Genomic DNA, 19,016 nt, shown 5'->3' on the forward strand with positions numbered 1-19,016 from the left:
ATGTCAATTATTAGCATAACAAGATATAATTAAAATTAATCTTTCTCTATAATATCTATGAAAAATACTAATTTAATATCTGGCTTAATTAAAAAAACAGAGAGAATAATTCCCTCTGTTTTCTAGCTATTAATCATCAAGCCATTCCTAGATATTCTTCTAAAGTTGAGTTATTATATGCAATTTCTTCTGATAAACCCCCTCCAACATAACGAAGATGCCAAGGTTCATATTCATATCCGGTAACCCCTTCTTTTCCTTGTGGATAACGAATAATAAAACCAAATTTATGAGCATTATCTTTTAGCCATTTTCCTTCTTTAGTATCTCCAAAATATTGAGTTAAACTAAAATTCACTTTAGAGCTAGTTACATCCATTGCCAAGCCCGTCTGATGCTCACTCTCACCTGGCTTAGCACTAAACTTATTAGCATTTTCTAAACCTTGGGACATTGCTTTTGAAGTAAAAATTGCTTTTTGACGATTATAAGATCGATAGCCTGAGGTAGCATATAGTTCAATGCCCTTCTTTTTAGCTTGTCTAAATAAAGTTTCAAGTGCTTTAGCAGCATCCTCTCTCATCAATTTCTTCTGATGAAATTCTTCAAATGGAAAAGGGACATCAGGTACAACAAGATTTTTAGGAATATAATCAGAAGGAAGACTATTATTTTTATTTACTACCACTAACAGATCACTTGGATCTGATACAATAATATGGTCAGTAAGTATTGCTTGCTGCAAATAATACCTTGTCTTGGATCCATATACTCCATCTTCTATTAGTTCTTCATATTGACTTTGAAAATCTAAAATTACTTTCTTAGTTGTTGCTCCATAAATACCATCTTCAATAATTGAATATCCCAAACTATTTAATCCCTGCTGTATTTTTAGAACTCCCTCTCCCTGCTTCCCAAAACTAAATGTCTCATCGGGTAAAGCATTAATAATTTCAACCTTAGCTTTATTTGGAATATATAGCTCTTGACCAATATAAATTAAATCATCTTCTAAATTATTAAGCAATTTTAACTGCTCAACAGTTAGGTTATGTTCTATGGCAATATTGTATAAAGTATCACCTGCTTGTACTATATAACTGCTTGCTCTCTTTTCAGGTACCACTAACTTTTGTCCAACATAAATTATATCTTTATTTAAATTGTTAAGTGACTTCAATTTAACAACAGTAGTCTTGAATTTTTTAGCAATATTATATAATGTATCACCTGGTTTTACTGTATAAGTATTGAACAGACTTTGCATCTCTGCTTGATTATTTTCAACTGCATTGGCCAAGTTAATATTAGCAAAAGGAAGTGAAGCTACAAGTAATGACCCTAACATAATATTTACTGTTTTAACCTTAAGATCTGGTAGTTTGGTATGAATATACTCTTTAATTCTATTCTCTAAACTCTTCTTTTCCTGACTTGTGATATCTTCAAAACCTTCTGCAAATTCATTTAATTCTTGATCCAAATATAAAACTACCGTGTATTCCCCTTCAACTTTAATTATCTTATGTCCATTGAAATAATCCATTTTCTCACCACCAAGATTGATTATTCATTGCTATAAATTAAACTATATAATTATATAGTTTTAATCAATTTAAATTTAATAATCTAAGATTTATAATTGAAGATCAAAATTTTAGAATAATACTTATTGAATTTAAAACTCAGACTTGCCTATTGTCTGATACATGTTTACACAGCTTATTGCTTAGCAAAATATACTGGATAATATCCCTTTTGATTCATCCATCTCCATACTTCATAAGCATGGTGTAAGCTCATTCTAAAAGCATCTTCTAAAAAACTAAGTCTGCTTAGTAATTTCCATTGCGTCCTAAGCATACTCTCTACCAGCTCTTTTTAACGTTAGTAGGTATGAAATAACTATATTCCAATCTGTAACTATCTGTTTTAAGTTTAAGAGCTTTACTAGCTTTATTCTCAGACCTGTAAGTAGAAAATTAGCTCTTCAACTCAGGAACTGTTAATTTCATATCGACTTCAGCACCTTGATTTAACTATTCTACTTTAATATATAATAAAACGTGTCTTTCTCACATTTAATATACTTTCTATAAACCAATCAACTTATTCATAGCTAAAAGTAAAAATATAAATAATAAGCCCCCAGAAGAATTAATCTCCTGAGGGCTTAAAAATAATATCTTCTATTTATTCTTCTTGGTTATAGTCTTTTTAATTCTCTTTTTACCATCTATAATCTCTTCACTAATCTCTTCTTCAACTTCAAATACCTCTTCTTCCAATGCTGCTAAACTTTGACCTTGTTGAAATAATGAATTCATATCACTTTGTAATAACTTTTGTACCTCTACACCATTTTTTATAATCGTATCTAGACTGCCTTGAAAATTAATTAATTTATCTACCGTAATATCTTCTAATTTCATAACATTTCTCATTTCTTCTGCACTGGCATTAAATAGTTCTGCTAATGCTGCTTTCTCTAAAGCAGTAGACTGTACAATATCCATCAAAGCATCTTCTTTACTTTTAGACTCTAATTTAATTTCAGGCATATATTCTCTATCCCCCTTATATTTTTATATTATCTCATTTTATTTTATTTATAGAACAAGGAATATATAACCTTAAAATGAATATTATAGTTTTTATTTAGAAATATAGTACCATAATAATCCAACCCATTCATGAATAGCGCGTAAAGATTTCTCTAAAGAATTACTATTAGGCAAAAACCTTAAAAATCCAACTTTAGATTCTATTAAATAAGTAGCTGGAGCAGCTATTAATTTATAGTCCCAATTCTTTTTAAAGGAATAAATAGACCTGTTCATATGAATAGCGTTAGTAACAAGTAAAATCCTCTTATACCCTGCTTCATCTAAAATTTTAGTAGTATTAATTGCATTAAGCCAAGTGGTTAAAGCCTTGTCTTCAATGATTATATCTTTCCTATTCACTCCCCAATCAATTAAAATTTCTTTCATGATCTTTGCTTCAGAACTACCCTCTACTGTAGGGGGCACACCCCCAGTTACAACTATATCATAGTCTGTAGCTTGGTGTATTTTAAAACCTTCATAAAGTCTACTCAAAGCCTTTTGAGCAATCTCTTCATTACGAGGTGTACCTCTATTTATTCCTCCACCTAAAATTACAATTGCTGTCTTTATATCTTCCTTATTAGATAACTTATTTATAACTACAGGAGAGTAATTATTCTCTAGGGGTCTAACCATAATCATCTCTCCTAAATAAGAACTACATAAATAAATAGAGATAAACAAGACCATTATAATAAAATAGATATTTCTTTTACTATTATAATAACCATAACCCTCTTTTCTCTTATAAATTATTATCGCTAAAATTACCAATAATAATAGAAAAAATCCAGGCGGCAATAATAAATTTGAAATGAAGTTTCTAAAAATATAATACATCTAATTCACTCCTTAAGGTCTTAGTCTATATTTTAGCTTATAGTTTTAAATTCTAGTTTTATTACTTTCTTTCCTTTATATTTTTATTTATTAAATTTAGAATAATAATATAAATATCCAAGTCTAAAGATAGTAACAGGTAACAAGTTAAGTTATTTAGTGGTTACTCGTCAATAGTAACTAGCTACTGAAGTGTAGTATTATCTTTCTATAAAATCATACTTAAACTAAAGACAAAATTAATAAAAAAAGATAGGTGCTAGCACCTATCTTTTTGAATAACTGAATTTAATTTTATCCAACAACATGATAGCCAGAATCTACATGAATTACTTCTCCAGTTACTCCTGAAGATAAATCACTTAACAGATACAATGCACTACTTGCAATCTCCTCTTTTTCTACTAATCGTTCTAATGGAGCTTTAGCAGCAAATTCCTTAAGTAAAGTTCTAAATTCTCCAATTCCACTAGCCGCTCTAGTTAATACAGGTCCAGGAGATAAAGCATTAACTCTAACATTATCTCTTCCTAAATCATCAGCCATATACCTTACAGAAGATTCTAAAGCAGACTTGGCAACTCCCATCACATTATAATTTGGAACAACCTTCTCAGCACCATAATAACTCATAGTAATAGCACTTCCACCATTATCTTTCATCATTGGATAAGCTGATTGCACTGCCTTAACAAAAGAATACACACTAATCTCCATTGCTCTTAAAAAACTTGCCCTTGATGTATCTAAATACATTCCTTTTAAATCCTCTTTAGCTGGTCCTCCAGCAATTGCATGTACAATAAAATCTAATTCTCCATCAAATGCTTGTGATAATTCATTAAAAACCTTTTCATAATCATCATCATTACTTACATCCAATGTTCTATAAAATTCTGAGCCAAGCTCTTCAAAAAGAGGTATTACTCTTTCTCCAATCTTCTCATTTTGGTACGTAAAAGCTAATTCTGCCCCCTCTTCATTCAAACGCTCAGCAACCTTCCAAGCAATTGATTTCTTATTAGCAACTCCCATAATTAGACCTTTTTTACCTTCCATTATTCCTGTAGACATAATAGGCACCTCCAATAATATAGTAATTACTCTATAAATTATTTCTTCTTTATAGTTAAATTAGGTAAAGTAACACAACCAGTTGCACTAGCAATTACATTATCTTTACCAGCTCTAGTATAAATTCCTTGAAACTCTTGATCATAAATAAAAAGTCCTAATGTATATTTGAAATCTTCAAACTCTAATTTATTTCCTTCAAAAACAGCCATTTCTCTTTCTGGAACCTGACAGAATTCCTGAATCAAATAACTTTTACCATTAATTTCATTCATCTTCAAACTCCATTCATCTTTACTCAAATCTCTTCCAATACTAACCCCTTCTGAACCATAAAGGTCCATTGGTTTTAATACCAAATTTTCTTGATTATTACTAATATATTTTAACATATCTTCATCTTTAGGATCAACAATAGCTGTATAAGGTATATGATCTTTAATAAATGACCGTTCATTATCAGTTAAAAAAGATACCTTTTCATCATCATGTAAAATCGAAAAAATAATCTTATTATGAATAATTTGCGATCTAATTGGACCAACCAAACAAACATTAGAATCAAGATAAGCCTTTATCAAATCTTCTATTTCATCATAATGTTTCATTAGATCCATAGTTACAGCTCTACGATAGATTAAATCAATTTTAAAATCACCATAATATAACTTATTATCACGATATTCGACTTCTCGTGGATCAACAATTTCAACTTCATAACCCCTATTTTTAATTAAAGCCTTAAAATAATCAAATTCAGCCACCATTCCATAGCCACTAAAATCCATTATAGCTATGTTAGGACGCTTATCTTCTGGATTAAACTCCTGATAATTATCTAATAGAGTATCAACCCAACTTTCTAAGAGCTCACAATAAGAAATTTTATAGTTCTCTTTCAACTCCTCTATAGCCTTAGCCGATAAAAAATACTTTTCTAACGTATTAGTCTTAACCATACCTGAAGACCCATCAGCATTTAATTCACAGAACTGAAAACCTTGATCCCCAAAATAGAAAATATCAAATCTAGCCATTGGAAAGTTAGAACTATAACCTGGATCACTAAGAATTAATTCTTCTAATTGTTTAGAAAAGCCAAAATAAGAACGAAAATCAGAATCTGATAGATATCTATCTATTACTTTATTTAGGATAACCGTTAACTTATTTGTTAATTCTTTAAAAATTTTAATTTCTTTATTGTCAAAAAAGAGAGGTTGATATAAAATAGGAATTACTTTACCATGATAATAAGCAGGAGAATCTTCTAAATTATCATAAATCTTTTGATAATCTTTATAATATTTTTCTATATCTTTTATTAATATATCCTTATACTTCAAAAAAACTTCTTCCACTTATCTATCCTCCTTAAACCATTGAATTTAAAATACAATCTCGAATTGATGATTTTTTGCCATTGTTTAATCGAGATTTAATTTTATTGGCTAATGTTTTCTTATTATTTATTATATCTATTAGCGGTTCTAAATATCTATCTTCTCCATTAGTTAAACCTTCTTGAGCCCAGTTTATTAGGAGCTCACCTATTTCTACCATCTTATATTCTCCTAAACTTGCTTCAATCCCTTTACTCATAATCATTTTTCTAGCCTTTAAAACATCTTCTAAGCTAAATTGTCTAATAAACTGATATACCTTCTCTAAGCTTAATGAATTGTAAAATAAACCTTTCCATAAAGCTATTACTGCAAAACTATACTTAGGAGGCAAAGAATCTGCCATTCTAATTTCAATAAACTGTTTAGCTCTAACATCAGGAAAAACCATGGTTAATATATGCTCTAGCTCTTCTTTGCCCAAATCTCTTTCTATAAAAATATCATAGTTACTCTTTTCAAAAGTAGCAATATATTGATCATTACTTTTAATCAAAATAGGTTTTCTGCTTAAAATATAATCTGCATACTTTTCATAACCGAAATCATCATCAAAAGCTTCTTGAACAATTCCAGTCCTTTCATTATCTGTATTAGACCATATTTTAGTTCTTAAGGCTTGTTTATCATATACTTTCCCTTCAAAAAAGGGGGAATTATCTAATATACTCCCCAAAACTGGAGATAAAGTATTAGCTATTCTAAATTTGCGAATAAAATCTTCTTCATTCTTATAATCTAAGGCAACTTGTAAAGCAGCAGTACCCTTCATCATATTATGAGCATATTTCCCAGTCTTAGCTAAATAATTAGACATAATTTTATATCGTTCTTTAGAATTCCACTCTATCTCAGAAATCTTACTATCTACCTGATAACCTAAGGTAATTAAATAATAATTTTTTGCTTCTAATATAGGTATTACATCCTCTAAAAAATCAAAATATATATTCTCTAATTCTTCAATACTATTTTGAGGACGTATTCCTACCTCAAATTGCCCTCCAGGTTCTAAAGTTATATCAGCTTGTGAAGATTTTAAACCTATTAACTTACCTTGCTCTTCTTCCCCTTGCCAACCTTTCTCCTCTAATAGTTTTAATATTTCTTCTATTCCACCTTCTATTTGATAACTAATTGTTTTTAGAGTATCTTTTTCAACTATAAAATGTTCTATCTCAGTACCAATACTCTCTATTTGACCTTCTCCAGCTTTAAAATAATTAAGTAATTTATCTCTTAACAACTTAGCACCCATAATCTCATCTCACCCCATATTATATAACTAAACTAAAACTTAATATTAATATCTAAACTATAAGTTATAGTTTAATCAAATTCAATCTACTAGCCTTAACATTCGTTGTATCTTTGGATTTCTCTTCTTTTCTATCCCTAACTTGCTTGAAAGATAATGTCCAGGATATACTCTCAGGTTATCATCAAGAGGTAATAATTTATTAATTACTGAATCAAGCAACTTATCATAACTTCCTCCAAATAAGTCGGTTCTACCTACCGAACCTTTAAATAAAGTATCTCCTGTTAATAGTGTATTTTCAACTTTAATACAAATACCTCCAGGAGTATGACCTGGAGTATGAATTATCTCAAGATCCATCTCTCCTATACAAATATTTTCCCCATCTTTTAATGCTCTATCTGCTTTTATATTAATATTTTTAACAGGACGATCAGCTGATAAATTTATTCCTGCATCAGATAATCCTTCTACATCCTCTTCATGAATCCATACGTCTAAATTAAACTCTGCTTTTAAATCCTCTACAGCTAATATATGATCATAATGATAATGAGTTAAAACAATAGCCTTTAAATCAATATCATTATCCTTTATGTAATTAATTAATTTTTTCTTATCGCCACCTGGATCTACTATTAGACCTACATTATTTCTATCATTTATTATATAACAATTTACATCACCTACACCTACTATAAACCTCTTTAAATTCAACAGATTACCTCCTATCTCAAAAATAGCAATTAACTCGATTGTAATTAAATTAATTATTATTAGTTTGATTAATAATACAGCTATTAATAAATATTAATTATACCAAATCAGGATAATATAATTATTATATCAAAAACTCTTTATCTTAAATAAGAAAAAATCTTAGATTAAATAATATGAGAATTGCAATATAAAATGCACGTTTTTTTCTAAAACACTTATACCCCATATAATATAAACTTTTAAGCTACTTTTAATTTATTTTCAAAAACTTCATTCGAAGTTTTAAAATCAAACATCTTTCTTGGGTAGTTATTCATCCATTGTTGAATATTTTTAANCTCACTCGTACTAATATCTTTAAAACTGCTTCCTTTTGGCAAAAACCTTCTAATCATCTTATTTAAATTTTCATTACTACCTCTTTGCCAAGAACAATAGGCATCAGCATAGTAATGATTAGTTCTTGGTATATTACTTCCTGTAAATGAAGTCTCTATTCCTTCATAATCATAAAATTCCCGCCCGTTGTCTGTTGTTATCGTCTTAAATAACTCTCTAAACCTTCTTACNCCTATTCTTCTTTCAATTCGATCTAATCCATTTATAACTGCTTCTTGAGTCTTATTAGATATTTTTTCTATTATCTCTTTTCGACTATATCTTTCTGTTAAAACTAGTAAGAATGGCTCTCCTTTTCCTTTTTTACCTTCTACTAAGTCCATTTCCCAATGACCTAACTCTGTTCTTTTATTAGCTTCCTCAGGTCTATCTGATATCCTTCTGCCATCTTTTCTCCTCTTAGTTGATTCCTTTTCTTGTCTTTTAGTACCGTTAGACTTTTTATAATTACCATAGACTAACTCATCTCTATTTACCATCAAGATACCTTTGTCTATATAATTGTATATTGTTTTCCAATGTAGCTTAATTTCAAATTTTTCATCTTCCTGTATTTGATTAGCAATTACTTCTGGAGACCATTTATCTTGTTTTATTTTTCTTTCTATAAATCTTGCTAACTCATGTTCCTTAGCTATTTTTATCTTAGTTCCTTTAGCTGTAGCATTTTTATCATAGACTTTTTGCGCTATTTCAGCATCATATTCTATTCTTGTCGTATAATCAGAATTTAATAATTTTAATTCACCTTTCTTAAGCTCTCTACTTATTGTTGTTCTATGTTTTCCTAACTCTTTTGCNATCTCCTTATCTTTCTTACCTTGAATATTATATAAATGCTCTATTATTTTCCTATCTTCCAAAGTTAGGTGTTTTCCTTTTTTACTTTTTCTGTTATAATTATTTTGACACATATTTTAATACCTCACTTTATGTTATTTGTGGTTATTTAACATTATATATGAGGTATTTCTATGTGTCACTTTTTATTTTTTGATCTACTTGTGCATTTAATTATACAATGCTCCTAGATTAAATAATATATTTACCTGCTTAACTATATAAACTACTAAGCTAGTGGCTACTACAATATTTTTTGAAATCAAAGTTAAATATAGTTTTATTAGTATTAATTATGTTTATTGATTATATTATAACAACTCTTCAAAAAATAATAAAGGGTTGACAATTAAATATTCCAATTATACAATGTAATTAAATCTTTATATTAAAGGAGGTCTTATTATGACACAGAAGTATAAATTTGTTCATGCTTGTGTTAGAGTTTTAGATTTAGATAAATCAATTAAATTTTATGAAGATGCTTTGAATTTAGAAATATCTCGCAGAAGAGATTTTCCAGAGTATGAGTTTTCTCTTGTTTATATGAAAAGCCCTGAGGGAGATTTTGAACTTGAACTTACATATAACTATGATCGTAAGGAAGCATATACTGTAGGAGATGGTTATAGTCATTTTGCTGTTTTAGTAGATGATTTAAAAGCATCTTATCAAAGACATAAAGAAGCAGGTTATAACGTAGGAGATATTAAGAGTCTTAGTGAAGAAGCTAGTGGTGGTTACTACTTCTTAACTGATCCTGATGGATATCGTACTGAAATAATCCAAAAGTAATTAATAAATTAATTTTATGGCCTCCTTTGTGGGGCTATTTTATTTGTCTAATTATTTTATAAATAATACAAAGATATAATATTTTGAAGTAATAAGGAGATGATCTAATGAATACTAAAAAATTAACTAGAGCCGGAATCATTGCAGCAATCTATGTTGTAATAACTTATCTTTTAGCTCCTTTCAGCTTTGGTCCTATTCAGGTTAGAGTTGCTGAAGGATTAACATTACTACCTATTATATTTCCAGAATCAATTTGGGGCTTATTTATCGGCTGCTTTATTGCCAACTATGCTGGTGGGATGGGAGCAGTTGATATTATTGGAGGTAGCTTAGTAACACTATTGGCTGCATTTATTACTTATAAATACCGTAATAGTATAATTGCTTATTTAAGTCCTATCTTAGCCAATGGATTCTTAGTTAGCATTTATGTGCACAAACTTGCTGGATGGCCTTATTGGTATACAGTTGGAACAATTGCTTTAGGTGAAGCTATTGCTATTTTAATATTTGGTTTACCCTTAATAAAATATCTAAAAACTAAATTTAATTAAACAAAAAGCCTGGAGAATATTCTCCAGGCTTTTTGTTTAATTATTCTAACTGAGCAAGTTTATAAGCAAAATATTTGGTAGCAGAACTACCATAGGAATTAATTCTCTTTCTATAATAATTATATCTACCTAAAACTTTAAATAAATAATTATTATATAACTGATCTATGTCCTTACTATTAGCACTATTAAATCCCTGATTATAAGAAACAATAATCTTATTAATATCGTTATTATATTGTTGATAAGCAAGACCTAAATAATATGCAGTAAATCGAATCCCCAAATCTGTTGCATCTAACATTCTCCACTTGCTATATCTAATATTTAACCTCTTTGCAATCCATTTAGCAGTATCTATTCTCATACTAGAAATACCTATACTAGCTCCTCTATCATAATCAGATCGAGAAACAAAATTAGTTTCAGTCTCTAAGATAGCAGTTAGTAGTAATGGATCAATCATCACCCCTAATTCTCTAGAATAATAATTAGACCACATTACAATTGTATTTGCATATTCCCGAACTCTTACCTTACTTAGAGTAAGATTACTATTATAAGCTATATTGTGAATATACTTAATCCTATATGATATATAATTTTCCAATGTTTGATGATCATAAGCATGAACACTAGAACTACTAGACAATAATATTATAATTAATATTGCCTGCACTATAACTAAACCTTTTACTTTCAAATAATTACCTCCTATTACTTTAAAAATATTTATATATTAACATTATTTGTTAAACAATCTTGTGTCATAATCTTAGATTAATACTTTTTACTACTTTTTTCAAGTAATAAATTAAAATATTTATTTAAATAGAAATTTATATAGAAAATTATATTGTTTGAATAGTTAATTTTATTAAATCACTAATATAGACAGAATATCAATGTAATTTTACATAATATGTAAAATACAACTTTAATAAATCAACTATTTTACCTACAATAAATCATTTTTAAAAGAAAATAAACTTGAATAAATATATTTTCATAAAAAACACATAATACTACTGTAAAACATATTTAAAAAATTTAAAAAACAGCTAATAGAAATATATGCATTTATATGATAATCTATTCACTACTGACAAAATTATTTTTATCCTTTGATAGCTAATGAGTTGAAAATTAAGTTATCTTTCAAATATGTCTAGCACCTTATATTTTATAATACCAGCTTCAGATTTAACTTCTACTATCTCTCCTTTTCTTGCTCCTAAGACTGCTTGTCCAAAAGGAGATTTATAAGAAAAATTCTGATTTTTTATATCTTGCATATTCTCATCTACAATTCTATAATCATGCTCTAACTCAATAATTAAATCTTTTAATTTAACTTTACAACCTAACTCTACTTTATCAACCACTAAGTTTACCCTCCTTTCTAATAACTTAACAAAAACAACATATATATCAAATAGCCATCTGGTTTTTGAAATTAAAGATATTTTTAGTATTATTATACCTATTTTATAAAAAATTATTTATTTAACAAAATACTAAATCTAAAATTCAAATAAAAATAAGATGTATTATTAACAAAAGTTTTACTAATAATAAATAATAAGCTCTAATCAAGGAGGGATTTGTTATTAAAACACAAGTTAAAGAGGGTACTATTCCTGCAGCATTAGGTACTGTAGTTACAGGAGTGGGAATGAAACTAAGATCAATAAATCCTGTATTAGGATGGGGAATTGCTGGATTTGGTTTAGCCCATATAGTTTTAGGAAGTATAGACTTAGCCCAAAGTCGACACCAATCAAATGATATAGTAAAGATTGGAGCAAATTCCACCATTAAAAGTTAGAGTCAAAGGAGTCCTTTAAGGACTCCTTATTTTATTTAATTATATAATTAAATTGAATAGATGCTATTAAATTTTGTAATAATAAAATTAGAACAAATAATATGAGGAGCTGAAATTTGATGGATAAAATTGCATTATTATTGGTTATTATTGGGGCATTAAATTGGGGGCTTATTGGACTGTTTGGATTTGATTTGGTTGCTGCAATCTCTATGACTAGATTTGGAGATTTAAACCTTATGAGTAGAATTATTTATTCTTTAGTTGGTTTAGCAGGATTATATTCAATCAGTCTACTATTTAAAGATACCACTGAAGTTGAATGACTTCCACTTCAATTATCAAATTAAAAGAGCTTTTAAAAGCTCTTTTAATTTGATAATTGTTTAATTTTAAACAGCCCTATTATTACTAAATAATAACTTTATCTGATTATATAACTTATCCACTTCTATAAAAATATAAGCTAAATAAATTTTTATAACCTATAATAGTGTTCTTTTTAACCATCCTTTAATGAATTTTTTCTGTTTTTTATCCTTTTTAACTATTTCAATATACTTTATTCCCTGAATAATATTAAGTAGTTGCAGTAGCTCGAAAGGATGGGGACAGTTATTAATGGCATCTAATGTAACTGCTCCAACAATTCCATCAACTTCAATTTCATTATCACTCAATAAGTTATATGCCTCTTGTAAATGCTTAGTAGCAGTTCTAGGCCCCATATTAACTGCTTGATCAAAAGATTCAATTGCAATATCTATATCTTCTATCTTATGATAATTGAGATTCTTCCAATAATGATTATAATAAATTTTCTTAGCATCAACTATAGTTAAATCTTCTATATCCCCATCATATCCTAATCTTTTAGCCACCTCTTCCGAAATTCCATACTTAGTCTTACCTCCATGGTCATATTTTTCATTAGAATATCGACCTTCAAATCTTAAAATTTTTTGAAATGCTTTTTCAAAGACTTTGTTCATAATTCACCTCCTTCTTCTACTATATGTATATTTATGCAAATAAAAAATTATAGATGTCCCAGTTTAAGTAAAATTTACTGAATATAAAGCAACAGTAACAGGTCACTAGTTAAGTTATTTACAGGTTACTGAACTTTTGTTTTATCAATATATGAAGAGATATTTAAATTTATCTCTATAGTTGTATAAGTATAATCTATTTTTGACAAAATAAAAATTTGCTAAATAAGAGACAAATTCAAAAACCCCCACTAATTTTTAGTGGGGGTTTCTTAGATTAAGTTTTAATTATTTTAAAATTTATACCCTATTCCAACCTCTAGACTAGGAAAATGGCTATGTTCAACAAAATCTATTACTCCTGCTCTTAAATCAACATTATTATCTAAATTCAATTTAATACCTAGTTCATATAATAATGATAGATCATCTCTTCTCATTGAAAGATCAAATTCATAAAGCCCTACTATGTCTTTGTGTAACTTACGAGAACCATTAATTCCAATAAAGGGACTATCTTCAGTAACTCCTCCTACTATAGCAAAGTTAGGATCAATCTCATACTTAACTCCAATTCTATTAATTGGATCACCTGCAGTCCCTATGAGCGCTAATTGAGAAGTTAAACCATATTCCCCTGTTAATCTAAGTCCATTATCACTAATTATCATTCCAGTAATCACTCCATGATCCTGCACAACAACAGGACTATTCAAAGCAAAGCTAACCCCAGAAAAAGTTACAGTAAATATTGCTATTAATCCTAGTATAGATATCTTCTTAATTTTAATCATCCTCTCTTTTTTGTACAAATTATAATAAAATCAACATTACTAAGTATTATGACATATAAGTATTATGACATAGTTGAACCATTAAATAATAAATTTCAATCTAAAAATCAAAAGCCATTTTACTAATTTCAACTGTTTTCTATTATATCTTATCTGAAATCAAAAATCTTAGGTAAATAAAACCACTTAAAGAAATTATTTTTATCAGTTATCAAATTAAAAGCACCCTTTAGGGTGCCTTGAAAATTTAGTATATTGAATTATAAAATCAACAGTAATTAAATAGTTAGCAAAAATAAGCTTGGATATTAATATTATCATAATAAATAACTAAATTTATAATCTTAAATAATCAATATAAAATACGTGCCTTATCAACTAAAGCCTTGAATAATTTAATAAATTCAGAGTGTTGCATAGTTAGATCCTCAGGATGCCATTGTATACCAATAACAAAGTTCTTTTTCTTATCTTCTATAGCTTCTATAATACCTTCTTCTGATCTAGCAGTCACTTTGAAACCTGGAGCTAAATCCTTAACTGCCTGATGATGATAAGAATTGACATCAATACGATTTGAAGAAAAAATATCAAATAATTTGCTCTTCTCCTCGATCTCAATAGAATGGTATAAATGATAAATTTCAGTATCTGAAGATAGATGTCCTAAAACATCATTAACCTGTTGGTATATATCCTGATAAAGACTTCCACCCTCTGCAATATTTATTAGCTGTAAGCCTCTACAAATACCTAATATAGGCATATTGCTTTCGTAAGCCTTTTTATAAAGCTTTAACTCCCATTCATCGCGGTCGGGATTAATCATAGTTACCTCTTTAATTGGATTTTCTCCATACTCACGAGGACATACATCCTCACCGCCACTTAATAACAAACCATCTATTAATTCAATATATTTCTCTATATCTTCTGTTTTATTCAACAAAGGTATCAATACAGGAATACCTCCTGCTAAAGAGACAGAATTAATATAATTATAACTTACCTTAGTATATACTTTTCTAGGTTCCTTAGCACAAAAGGTAGTAATTCCAATTACTGGTTTATCCATAATTCTCCTCCTTTGTTAACTTATATTTCGGAATAATAATTATGATACATGTTTTAATTATTTAATTTTGAATCAAAAGCATCCCTTAACCCATCACCTAACAAATTAAAAGCAAATACTATTAATAATATCATAGTTCCTGGAGCTATCGACATCATTATATTCTCTGAAATATACTGTTGCCCTGATGATAGCATAGAACCCAAACTAGGTGTAGGTGGTTGAATACCAAGGCCTAAAAAGGATAATCCTGCAATTGTGAGTATCATTTCACCAATTCTAAGAGTTGATAAAACAATTACAGGCGAGAGACAATTTGGTAATATATGCTTAATTAAAATTCTAAAATCTGAATTTCCCATTGCTTCTGCCGCTAAAATATATTCTTTTCCTTTTTCTTGTAGCACTGATCCCCTAATTATTCGAGCAAATTGCATCATTCCAGTAATACTCACCACAATGATTAAATTAAATAATCCAGTACCCAAAACAGACATAAGTGCTATGGCTAGCAAAATAAAGGGAATAGAATTGAACATTTCAATAAATCTCATAATCAAATTATCAACTTTACCTCCATAATATCCAGCAATTAATCCTAAAGTAGTACCTATCAAAGAATTTATTAAAACAGCGAAAATACCTATCCCCATTGCTATTCTAGTACCATAAATTGTTCTTGATAAAATATCCCTTCCAAATTCATCTGTGCCTAAGTAATGATCCATTGATGGCCCTTGAGTTAATGAACCCCAATTCATTTTTAATGGATCATCTGGAATAATAAATGGTGCTAAAATAGATATATATAACAAAAAAATTATAATTACTAACCCTATCATAGCATTCTTATTTCCTACTAACTTCCTTACAATTAATGATCTACTTTTACTTGAAGAGGGACTTTTATTCAATTGCCTTGATATAAGTATTGCTACCATAATAGTTAGAAGTATTAAAAAAAGATAAGAAATTAATGTATCCTGATTCTTTTGTATATCAGATAAATTATTAACTAACATAAACAAATTAAATAATAATAAAGAAAATAATTTTTTAAACAATATTTAATCACCTCCTAATCATACTTGATTTGAGGATTAATAAGAACATAGCTAAGATCTATAATTAAATTTACTATTACATATATAGTAGCTAAAAATAATACACAAGCAAATACCATTGGTTCATCTCTTCTAAAAATTGCCTTTACTGCTAACCTACCAACTCCAGGCCAAGCAAATACAGTTTCTGTTAAAACTGCTCCAGCAAAGATTCTTGCTGCTTGGTTTCCTACATTAGTCACTATAGGAATTAATGCATTCTTTAAAGCATGAACTAATATTACTCTAGTTTCTTCTACCCCTTTAGCTCTTGCTGTTCTAATATAATCTTCTGCTATCACATCAAGCATAGCAGAACGAGTTAGCCTAGTTGTAGATCCCATTAATACAAAAGATAATGTTAAGGCAGGCATAATTACATGCTTAAGACCTTTCAAAGTCCATAAATGTCCTCCATATCCGGAAGCAGGCAAAACCTTAAGTTTTACAGCGAAAATATATATTAAAACAATCCCAGTATAAAAAACTGGAATTGAAACTCCAAATAAAGCAGCAGACATCGAAAAATAATCAAAAAATGACTTCCTTTTCACAGCTGAAATTATCCCAACAGGAATAGCTACTACCACTGCAATAAATAGCGCTGTAAAACCTAATTCTAAGGTTGCTGGCAATCTTTTAATTACTAATGAAAGTACGCTTTGCTTATAATAAATTGATGTTAACTCTCCTTTAAAAAAAGATTTCATCATTCTAAAATACTGTATATAAAAAGGCTTGTCCAATGCATACTTTACCTTAATCTGCTGAATAGTCTCATCAGAAGCTTGTTCTCCTGCTAAAATAAGTGCAGGATCTCCAGGAGCTAGCTTCATAATAAAAAATATAAAAATAGAGAGAAATAATAATAAAGGTATTAACCACAAAAGTCTTCTTATCAAATATGCAAACATATTAATCTCCTCCCTAATTAAAGAGTAAGGAGGTAGTAAAAACTACCTCCTTAAAATATTATTTTAAAGATACATTTCTCTCTTCAGTTACTAAATGGAAATATTCTTGAGGTGAAGGACCGAATCCTTTTACATTTTTATTCATAACAACTGTAACATTAGTAAAAGCAAGAGGAATATGAATGTAATCTTCTGTTAATACCTTTCTCATAACCTTCTTGTATTCTGTAGCTCTATCTTCACGATCAACAAGACTTCTCCCTCTATCTAATGCCTTATCAACCTCTGAATCACTATATCTAGAGAAATTATTTGGTGAGCCGGTATAGAATAACCTATAGCTCCAACGATCTGGATCAGGAACTGAGAACCACCCAAGTACATATAACCCAGCCTTCCCGCCTTTTAAAAGTGGAAGAAGAGTACCCCATTCAAGAGCTTCTACTTTAGCTTTAATACCATATTTCATTAAACTTGTAGCAATAGCAGTTGCAACTTTCTTGCGATAAGGATCTTGAGGAGTATAGATTGAAATTTCTTCTCCATCTTTAATAATACCTTCCGCTTTCAATTGATCAAATAGTTCTTTAGCCTTAGTAGGATCATATTTCAATGCATTTTTCTTCATATATTTAGTATCATCAGGGAATACTGATGGTGGAATCCAGGAATAAGCCCTTTCACCTATATCACCAAATATACCTTCTACAACTTGATCAAAAGGAACTGCATGATATACTGCTTTTCTAAATCTAAGATCTGAAAAAGGTGAAATTTGATATGAAAAACCAACATATTTAAAAGATAGGCCTGGAATAGTTTTAACCACTAAATTATCATCTTTTTTCAAATTTTCAATAGCTTGTGGCAATAAATTACTTGCAATATCAATTCCTCCAGCCTGAATCTCAGCTGCCATAACCTCGGGTTTAGGAATAGGCCTGAAAACAACTTCATCTAAATTCGGTTCAGCAATAAAATAATTGTTATTCTTGACTAACTTAATATAATCATCTGGAATCCATTCCTTAAATTTATAAGGCCCAGTTCCAATTGGATGTCTATCAAATTCATCCATCCCTATCTTTTCTACTACTTTTTTTGGAATAATAGCGGCAGTAGGATTTCCTAATGCCATCAAAAATGGTGCATAAGGATTTTTAAGCTTTATTTTGATGGTATATTTATCTACAATTTGAATTTTATCTATTGGCTCAAAAAACTGTTTGCTTGGTGATGCATTATCAGGTTCTAAGATCGATTCAAAAGTAAATTTTACATCTTTTGCAGTTAATTTTTCACCATTATGAAACTCCACATCTTCCCTCAAATAAAAGATATAAGTCTTAGCATCATCTGAAATATCCCAACTCTTTGCTAAGGCTGGATTTGGAATAGATGAGTCTTCTTTAAAGGAAACAAGTGTGTCAAAAATATTACCTAATAATGCTTCAGCATAGACTCCTGAAGCTAAAACAGGATTGAGATTTGCTGGTTCTTTAGAAATTCCTATAGTTAATACTTTTTTATTCTTCTCTATGTTCCTATTCTGTGTAGAATTTAATGATGTAGATTCTGAACTACATCCTGCTAAAATAAAAATAGCTAAACTAAAAATTAATAATAAATATAATATTCTTTTCATTTCTCTCCTCCTTTTAATTTTGAAGATATTAACCTATTGATGAAAATAAATACAAATTTTATATTATTATAATCTATCTGATTTTCAAAGTCAAACCTTCTAAGTCTTTCTATTTTTCAGATTATAACTTAAATAATTTAATTAGTAACTTTATTCAATACTTC

Annotated in this window: 21 protein-coding genes; 4 read left to right on the top strand and 17 right to left on the bottom strand. The window is 28.8% G+C overall.

The genetic code is table 11. The annotated features are described in order from the left end of the window. Positions 1-136: 136 nt before the first annotated feature. From OREMA_RS0112575 to OREMA_RS0112615, 9 genes are all read right to left on the bottom strand, one after another. A complete protein-coding gene (locus OREMA_RS0112575; RefSeq protein WP_018249617.1) occupies positions 137-1,549 on the bottom strand; it encodes a D-alanyl-D-alanine carboxypeptidase family protein in 1,413 nt (470 codons plus the stop codon). A gap of 176 nt (positions 1,550-1,725) precedes the next feature. Beyond that, positions 1,726-1,866: a spore coat protein gene (locus tag OREMA_RS18880; RefSeq protein ID WP_018249618.1), complete on the bottom strand. Its 141-nt coding sequence runs from the start codon at positions 1,864-1,866 to the stop codon at positions 1,726-1,728. 326 nt (positions 1,867-2,192) lie between these two features. After that, entirely contained in the window at positions 2,193-2,564 is a 372-nt protein-coding gene (locus tag OREMA_RS0112585; RefSeq protein ID WP_018249619.1) for a hypothetical protein, read from the bottom strand. A gap of 93 nt (positions 2,565-2,657) precedes the next feature. After that, positions 2,658-3,452, bottom strand: coding sequence for a YdcF family protein (locus OREMA_RS0112590; protein ID WP_018249620.1), 795 nt, complete (start codon positions 3,450-3,452; stop codon positions 2,658-2,660). Positions 3,453-3,746: 294 nt separating this feature from the next. Then, positions 3,747-4,526, bottom strand: coding sequence for an enoyl-ACP reductase FabI (locus tag OREMA_RS0112595; RefSeq protein WP_018249621.1), 780 nt, complete (start codon positions 4,524-4,526; stop codon positions 3,747-3,749). Between the two features lie 38 nt (positions 4,527-4,564). Beyond that, positions 4,565-5,887, bottom strand: a complete 1,323-nt coding sequence (locus OREMA_RS0112600; protein ID WP_018249622.1) for a glutathionylspermidine synthase family protein — start codon at positions 5,885-5,887, stop codon at positions 4,565-4,567. A 13-nt stretch (positions 5,888-5,900) separates the two neighbouring features. Then, the gene (locus OREMA_RS0112605) at positions 5,901-7,187 is read right to left on the bottom strand and encodes a glutamate--cysteine ligase (RefSeq protein WP_018249623.1); all 1,287 of its coding nucleotides are present in this window, start codon (positions 7,185-7,187) and stop codon (positions 5,901-5,903) included. Positions 7,188-7,268: 81 nt separating this feature from the next. Then, positions 7,269-7,907 carry an MBL fold metallo-hydrolase gene (locus OREMA_RS0112610; RefSeq protein ID WP_018249624.1) on the bottom strand — a complete coding sequence of 213 codons (639 nt, stop codon included), beginning with the start codon at positions 7,905-7,907 and terminating at the stop codon, positions 7,269-7,271. 242 nt (positions 7,908-8,149) lie between these two features. Then, the gene (locus OREMA_RS0112615; RefSeq protein ID WP_018249625.1) at positions 8,150-9,223 is read right to left on the bottom strand and encodes an IS30 family transposase; all 1,074 of its coding nucleotides are present in this window, start codon (positions 9,221-9,223) and stop codon (positions 8,150-8,152) included. A 331-nt stretch (positions 9,224-9,554) separates the two neighbouring features. Between OREMA_RS0112615 and gloA the strand changes: the two genes are divergently transcribed. Further along, the gene (gene gloA, locus OREMA_RS0112620; RefSeq protein ID WP_018249626.1) at positions 9,555-9,944 is read left to right on the top strand and encodes a lactoylglutathione lyase; all 390 of its coding nucleotides are present in this window, start codon (positions 9,555-9,557) and stop codon (positions 9,942-9,944) included. Positions 9,945-10,051: 107 nt separating this feature from the next. Then, entirely contained in the window at positions 10,052-10,501 is a 450-nt protein-coding gene (locus OREMA_RS0112625; RefSeq protein WP_018249627.1) for a QueT transporter family protein, read from the top strand. Positions 10,502-10,541: 40 nt separating this feature from the next. Here OREMA_RS0112625 and OREMA_RS0112630 read toward each other — a convergent pair whose 3' ends face one another. Both OREMA_RS0112630 and OREMA_RS17800 read right to left on the bottom strand, forming a co-directional pair. Then, on the bottom strand, positions 10,542-11,204 hold the full coding sequence (locus tag OREMA_RS0112630) for a transglycosylase SLT domain-containing protein (RefSeq protein ID WP_018249628.1): 663 nt from the start codon (positions 11,202-11,204) through the stop codon (positions 10,542-10,544). A gap of 448 nt (positions 11,205-11,652) precedes the next feature. After that, positions 11,653-11,886, bottom strand: coding sequence for a GreA/GreB family elongation factor (locus tag OREMA_RS17800; RefSeq protein ID WP_018249629.1), 234 nt, complete (start codon positions 11,884-11,886; stop codon positions 11,653-11,655). A 290-nt stretch (positions 11,887-12,176) separates the two neighbouring features. Between OREMA_RS17800 and OREMA_RS19240 the strand changes: the two genes are divergently transcribed. Further along, on the top strand, positions 12,177-12,329 hold the full coding sequence (locus OREMA_RS19240) for a hypothetical protein (RefSeq protein ID WP_018249630.1): 153 nt from the start codon (positions 12,177-12,179) through the stop codon (positions 12,327-12,329). Positions 12,330-12,448: 119 nt separating this feature from the next. Then, positions 12,449-12,655 (top strand): DUF378 domain-containing protein, encoded by a 207-nt coding sequence (locus OREMA_RS0112645; protein ID WP_018249631.1) that lies wholly within the window; start codon positions 12,449-12,451, stop codon positions 12,653-12,655. A gap of 159 nt (positions 12,656-12,814) precedes the next feature. Here the strand turns inward: OREMA_RS0112645 and OREMA_RS0112650 are convergent, their stop codons facing one another. The 6 genes from OREMA_RS0112650 to OREMA_RS0112675 all read right to left on the bottom strand — a co-directional run bounded on the left by OREMA_RS0112650 (position 12,815) and on the right by OREMA_RS0112675 (position 18,852). Then, positions 12,815-13,321 carry a glycoside hydrolase family 108 protein gene (locus OREMA_RS0112650; RefSeq protein ID WP_018249632.1) on the bottom strand — a complete coding sequence of 169 codons (507 nt, stop codon included), beginning with the start codon at positions 13,319-13,321 and terminating at the stop codon, positions 12,815-12,817. A 293-nt stretch (positions 13,322-13,614) separates the two neighbouring features. After that, complete coding sequence (locus OREMA_RS0112655) at positions 13,615-14,115, bottom strand: hypothetical protein (protein WP_018249633.1); 501 nt, start codon at positions 14,113-14,115, stop codon at positions 13,615-13,617. A gap of 352 nt (positions 14,116-14,467) precedes the next feature. Then, entirely contained in the window at positions 14,468-15,190 is a 723-nt protein-coding gene (locus OREMA_RS0112660; RefSeq protein WP_018249634.1) for a gamma-glutamyl-gamma-aminobutyrate hydrolase family protein, read from the bottom strand. Positions 15,191-15,243: 53 nt separating this feature from the next. After that, entirely contained in the window at positions 15,244-16,254 is a 1,011-nt protein-coding gene (locus OREMA_RS0112665; RefSeq protein WP_018249635.1) for an ABC transporter permease, read from the bottom strand. Between the two features lie 14 nt (positions 16,255-16,268). Further along, entirely contained in the window at positions 16,269-17,207 is a 939-nt protein-coding gene (locus OREMA_RS0112670) for an ABC transporter permease (RefSeq protein WP_018249636.1), read from the bottom strand. A 58-nt stretch (positions 17,208-17,265) separates the two neighbouring features. Beyond that, the gene (locus OREMA_RS0112675) at positions 17,266-18,852 is read right to left on the bottom strand and encodes an ABC transporter substrate-binding protein (protein ID WP_018249637.1); all 1,587 of its coding nucleotides are present in this window, start codon (positions 18,850-18,852) and stop codon (positions 17,266-17,268) included. Positions 18,853-19,016: the final 164 nt, after the last annotated feature.

The sequence above is a fragment of the Orenia marismortui DSM 5156 genome, assembly GCF_000379025.1.
GTDB classification, from domain to species: Bacteria; Bacillota; Halanaerobiia; order Halobacteroidales; family Halobacteroidaceae; genus Orenia; species Orenia marismortui.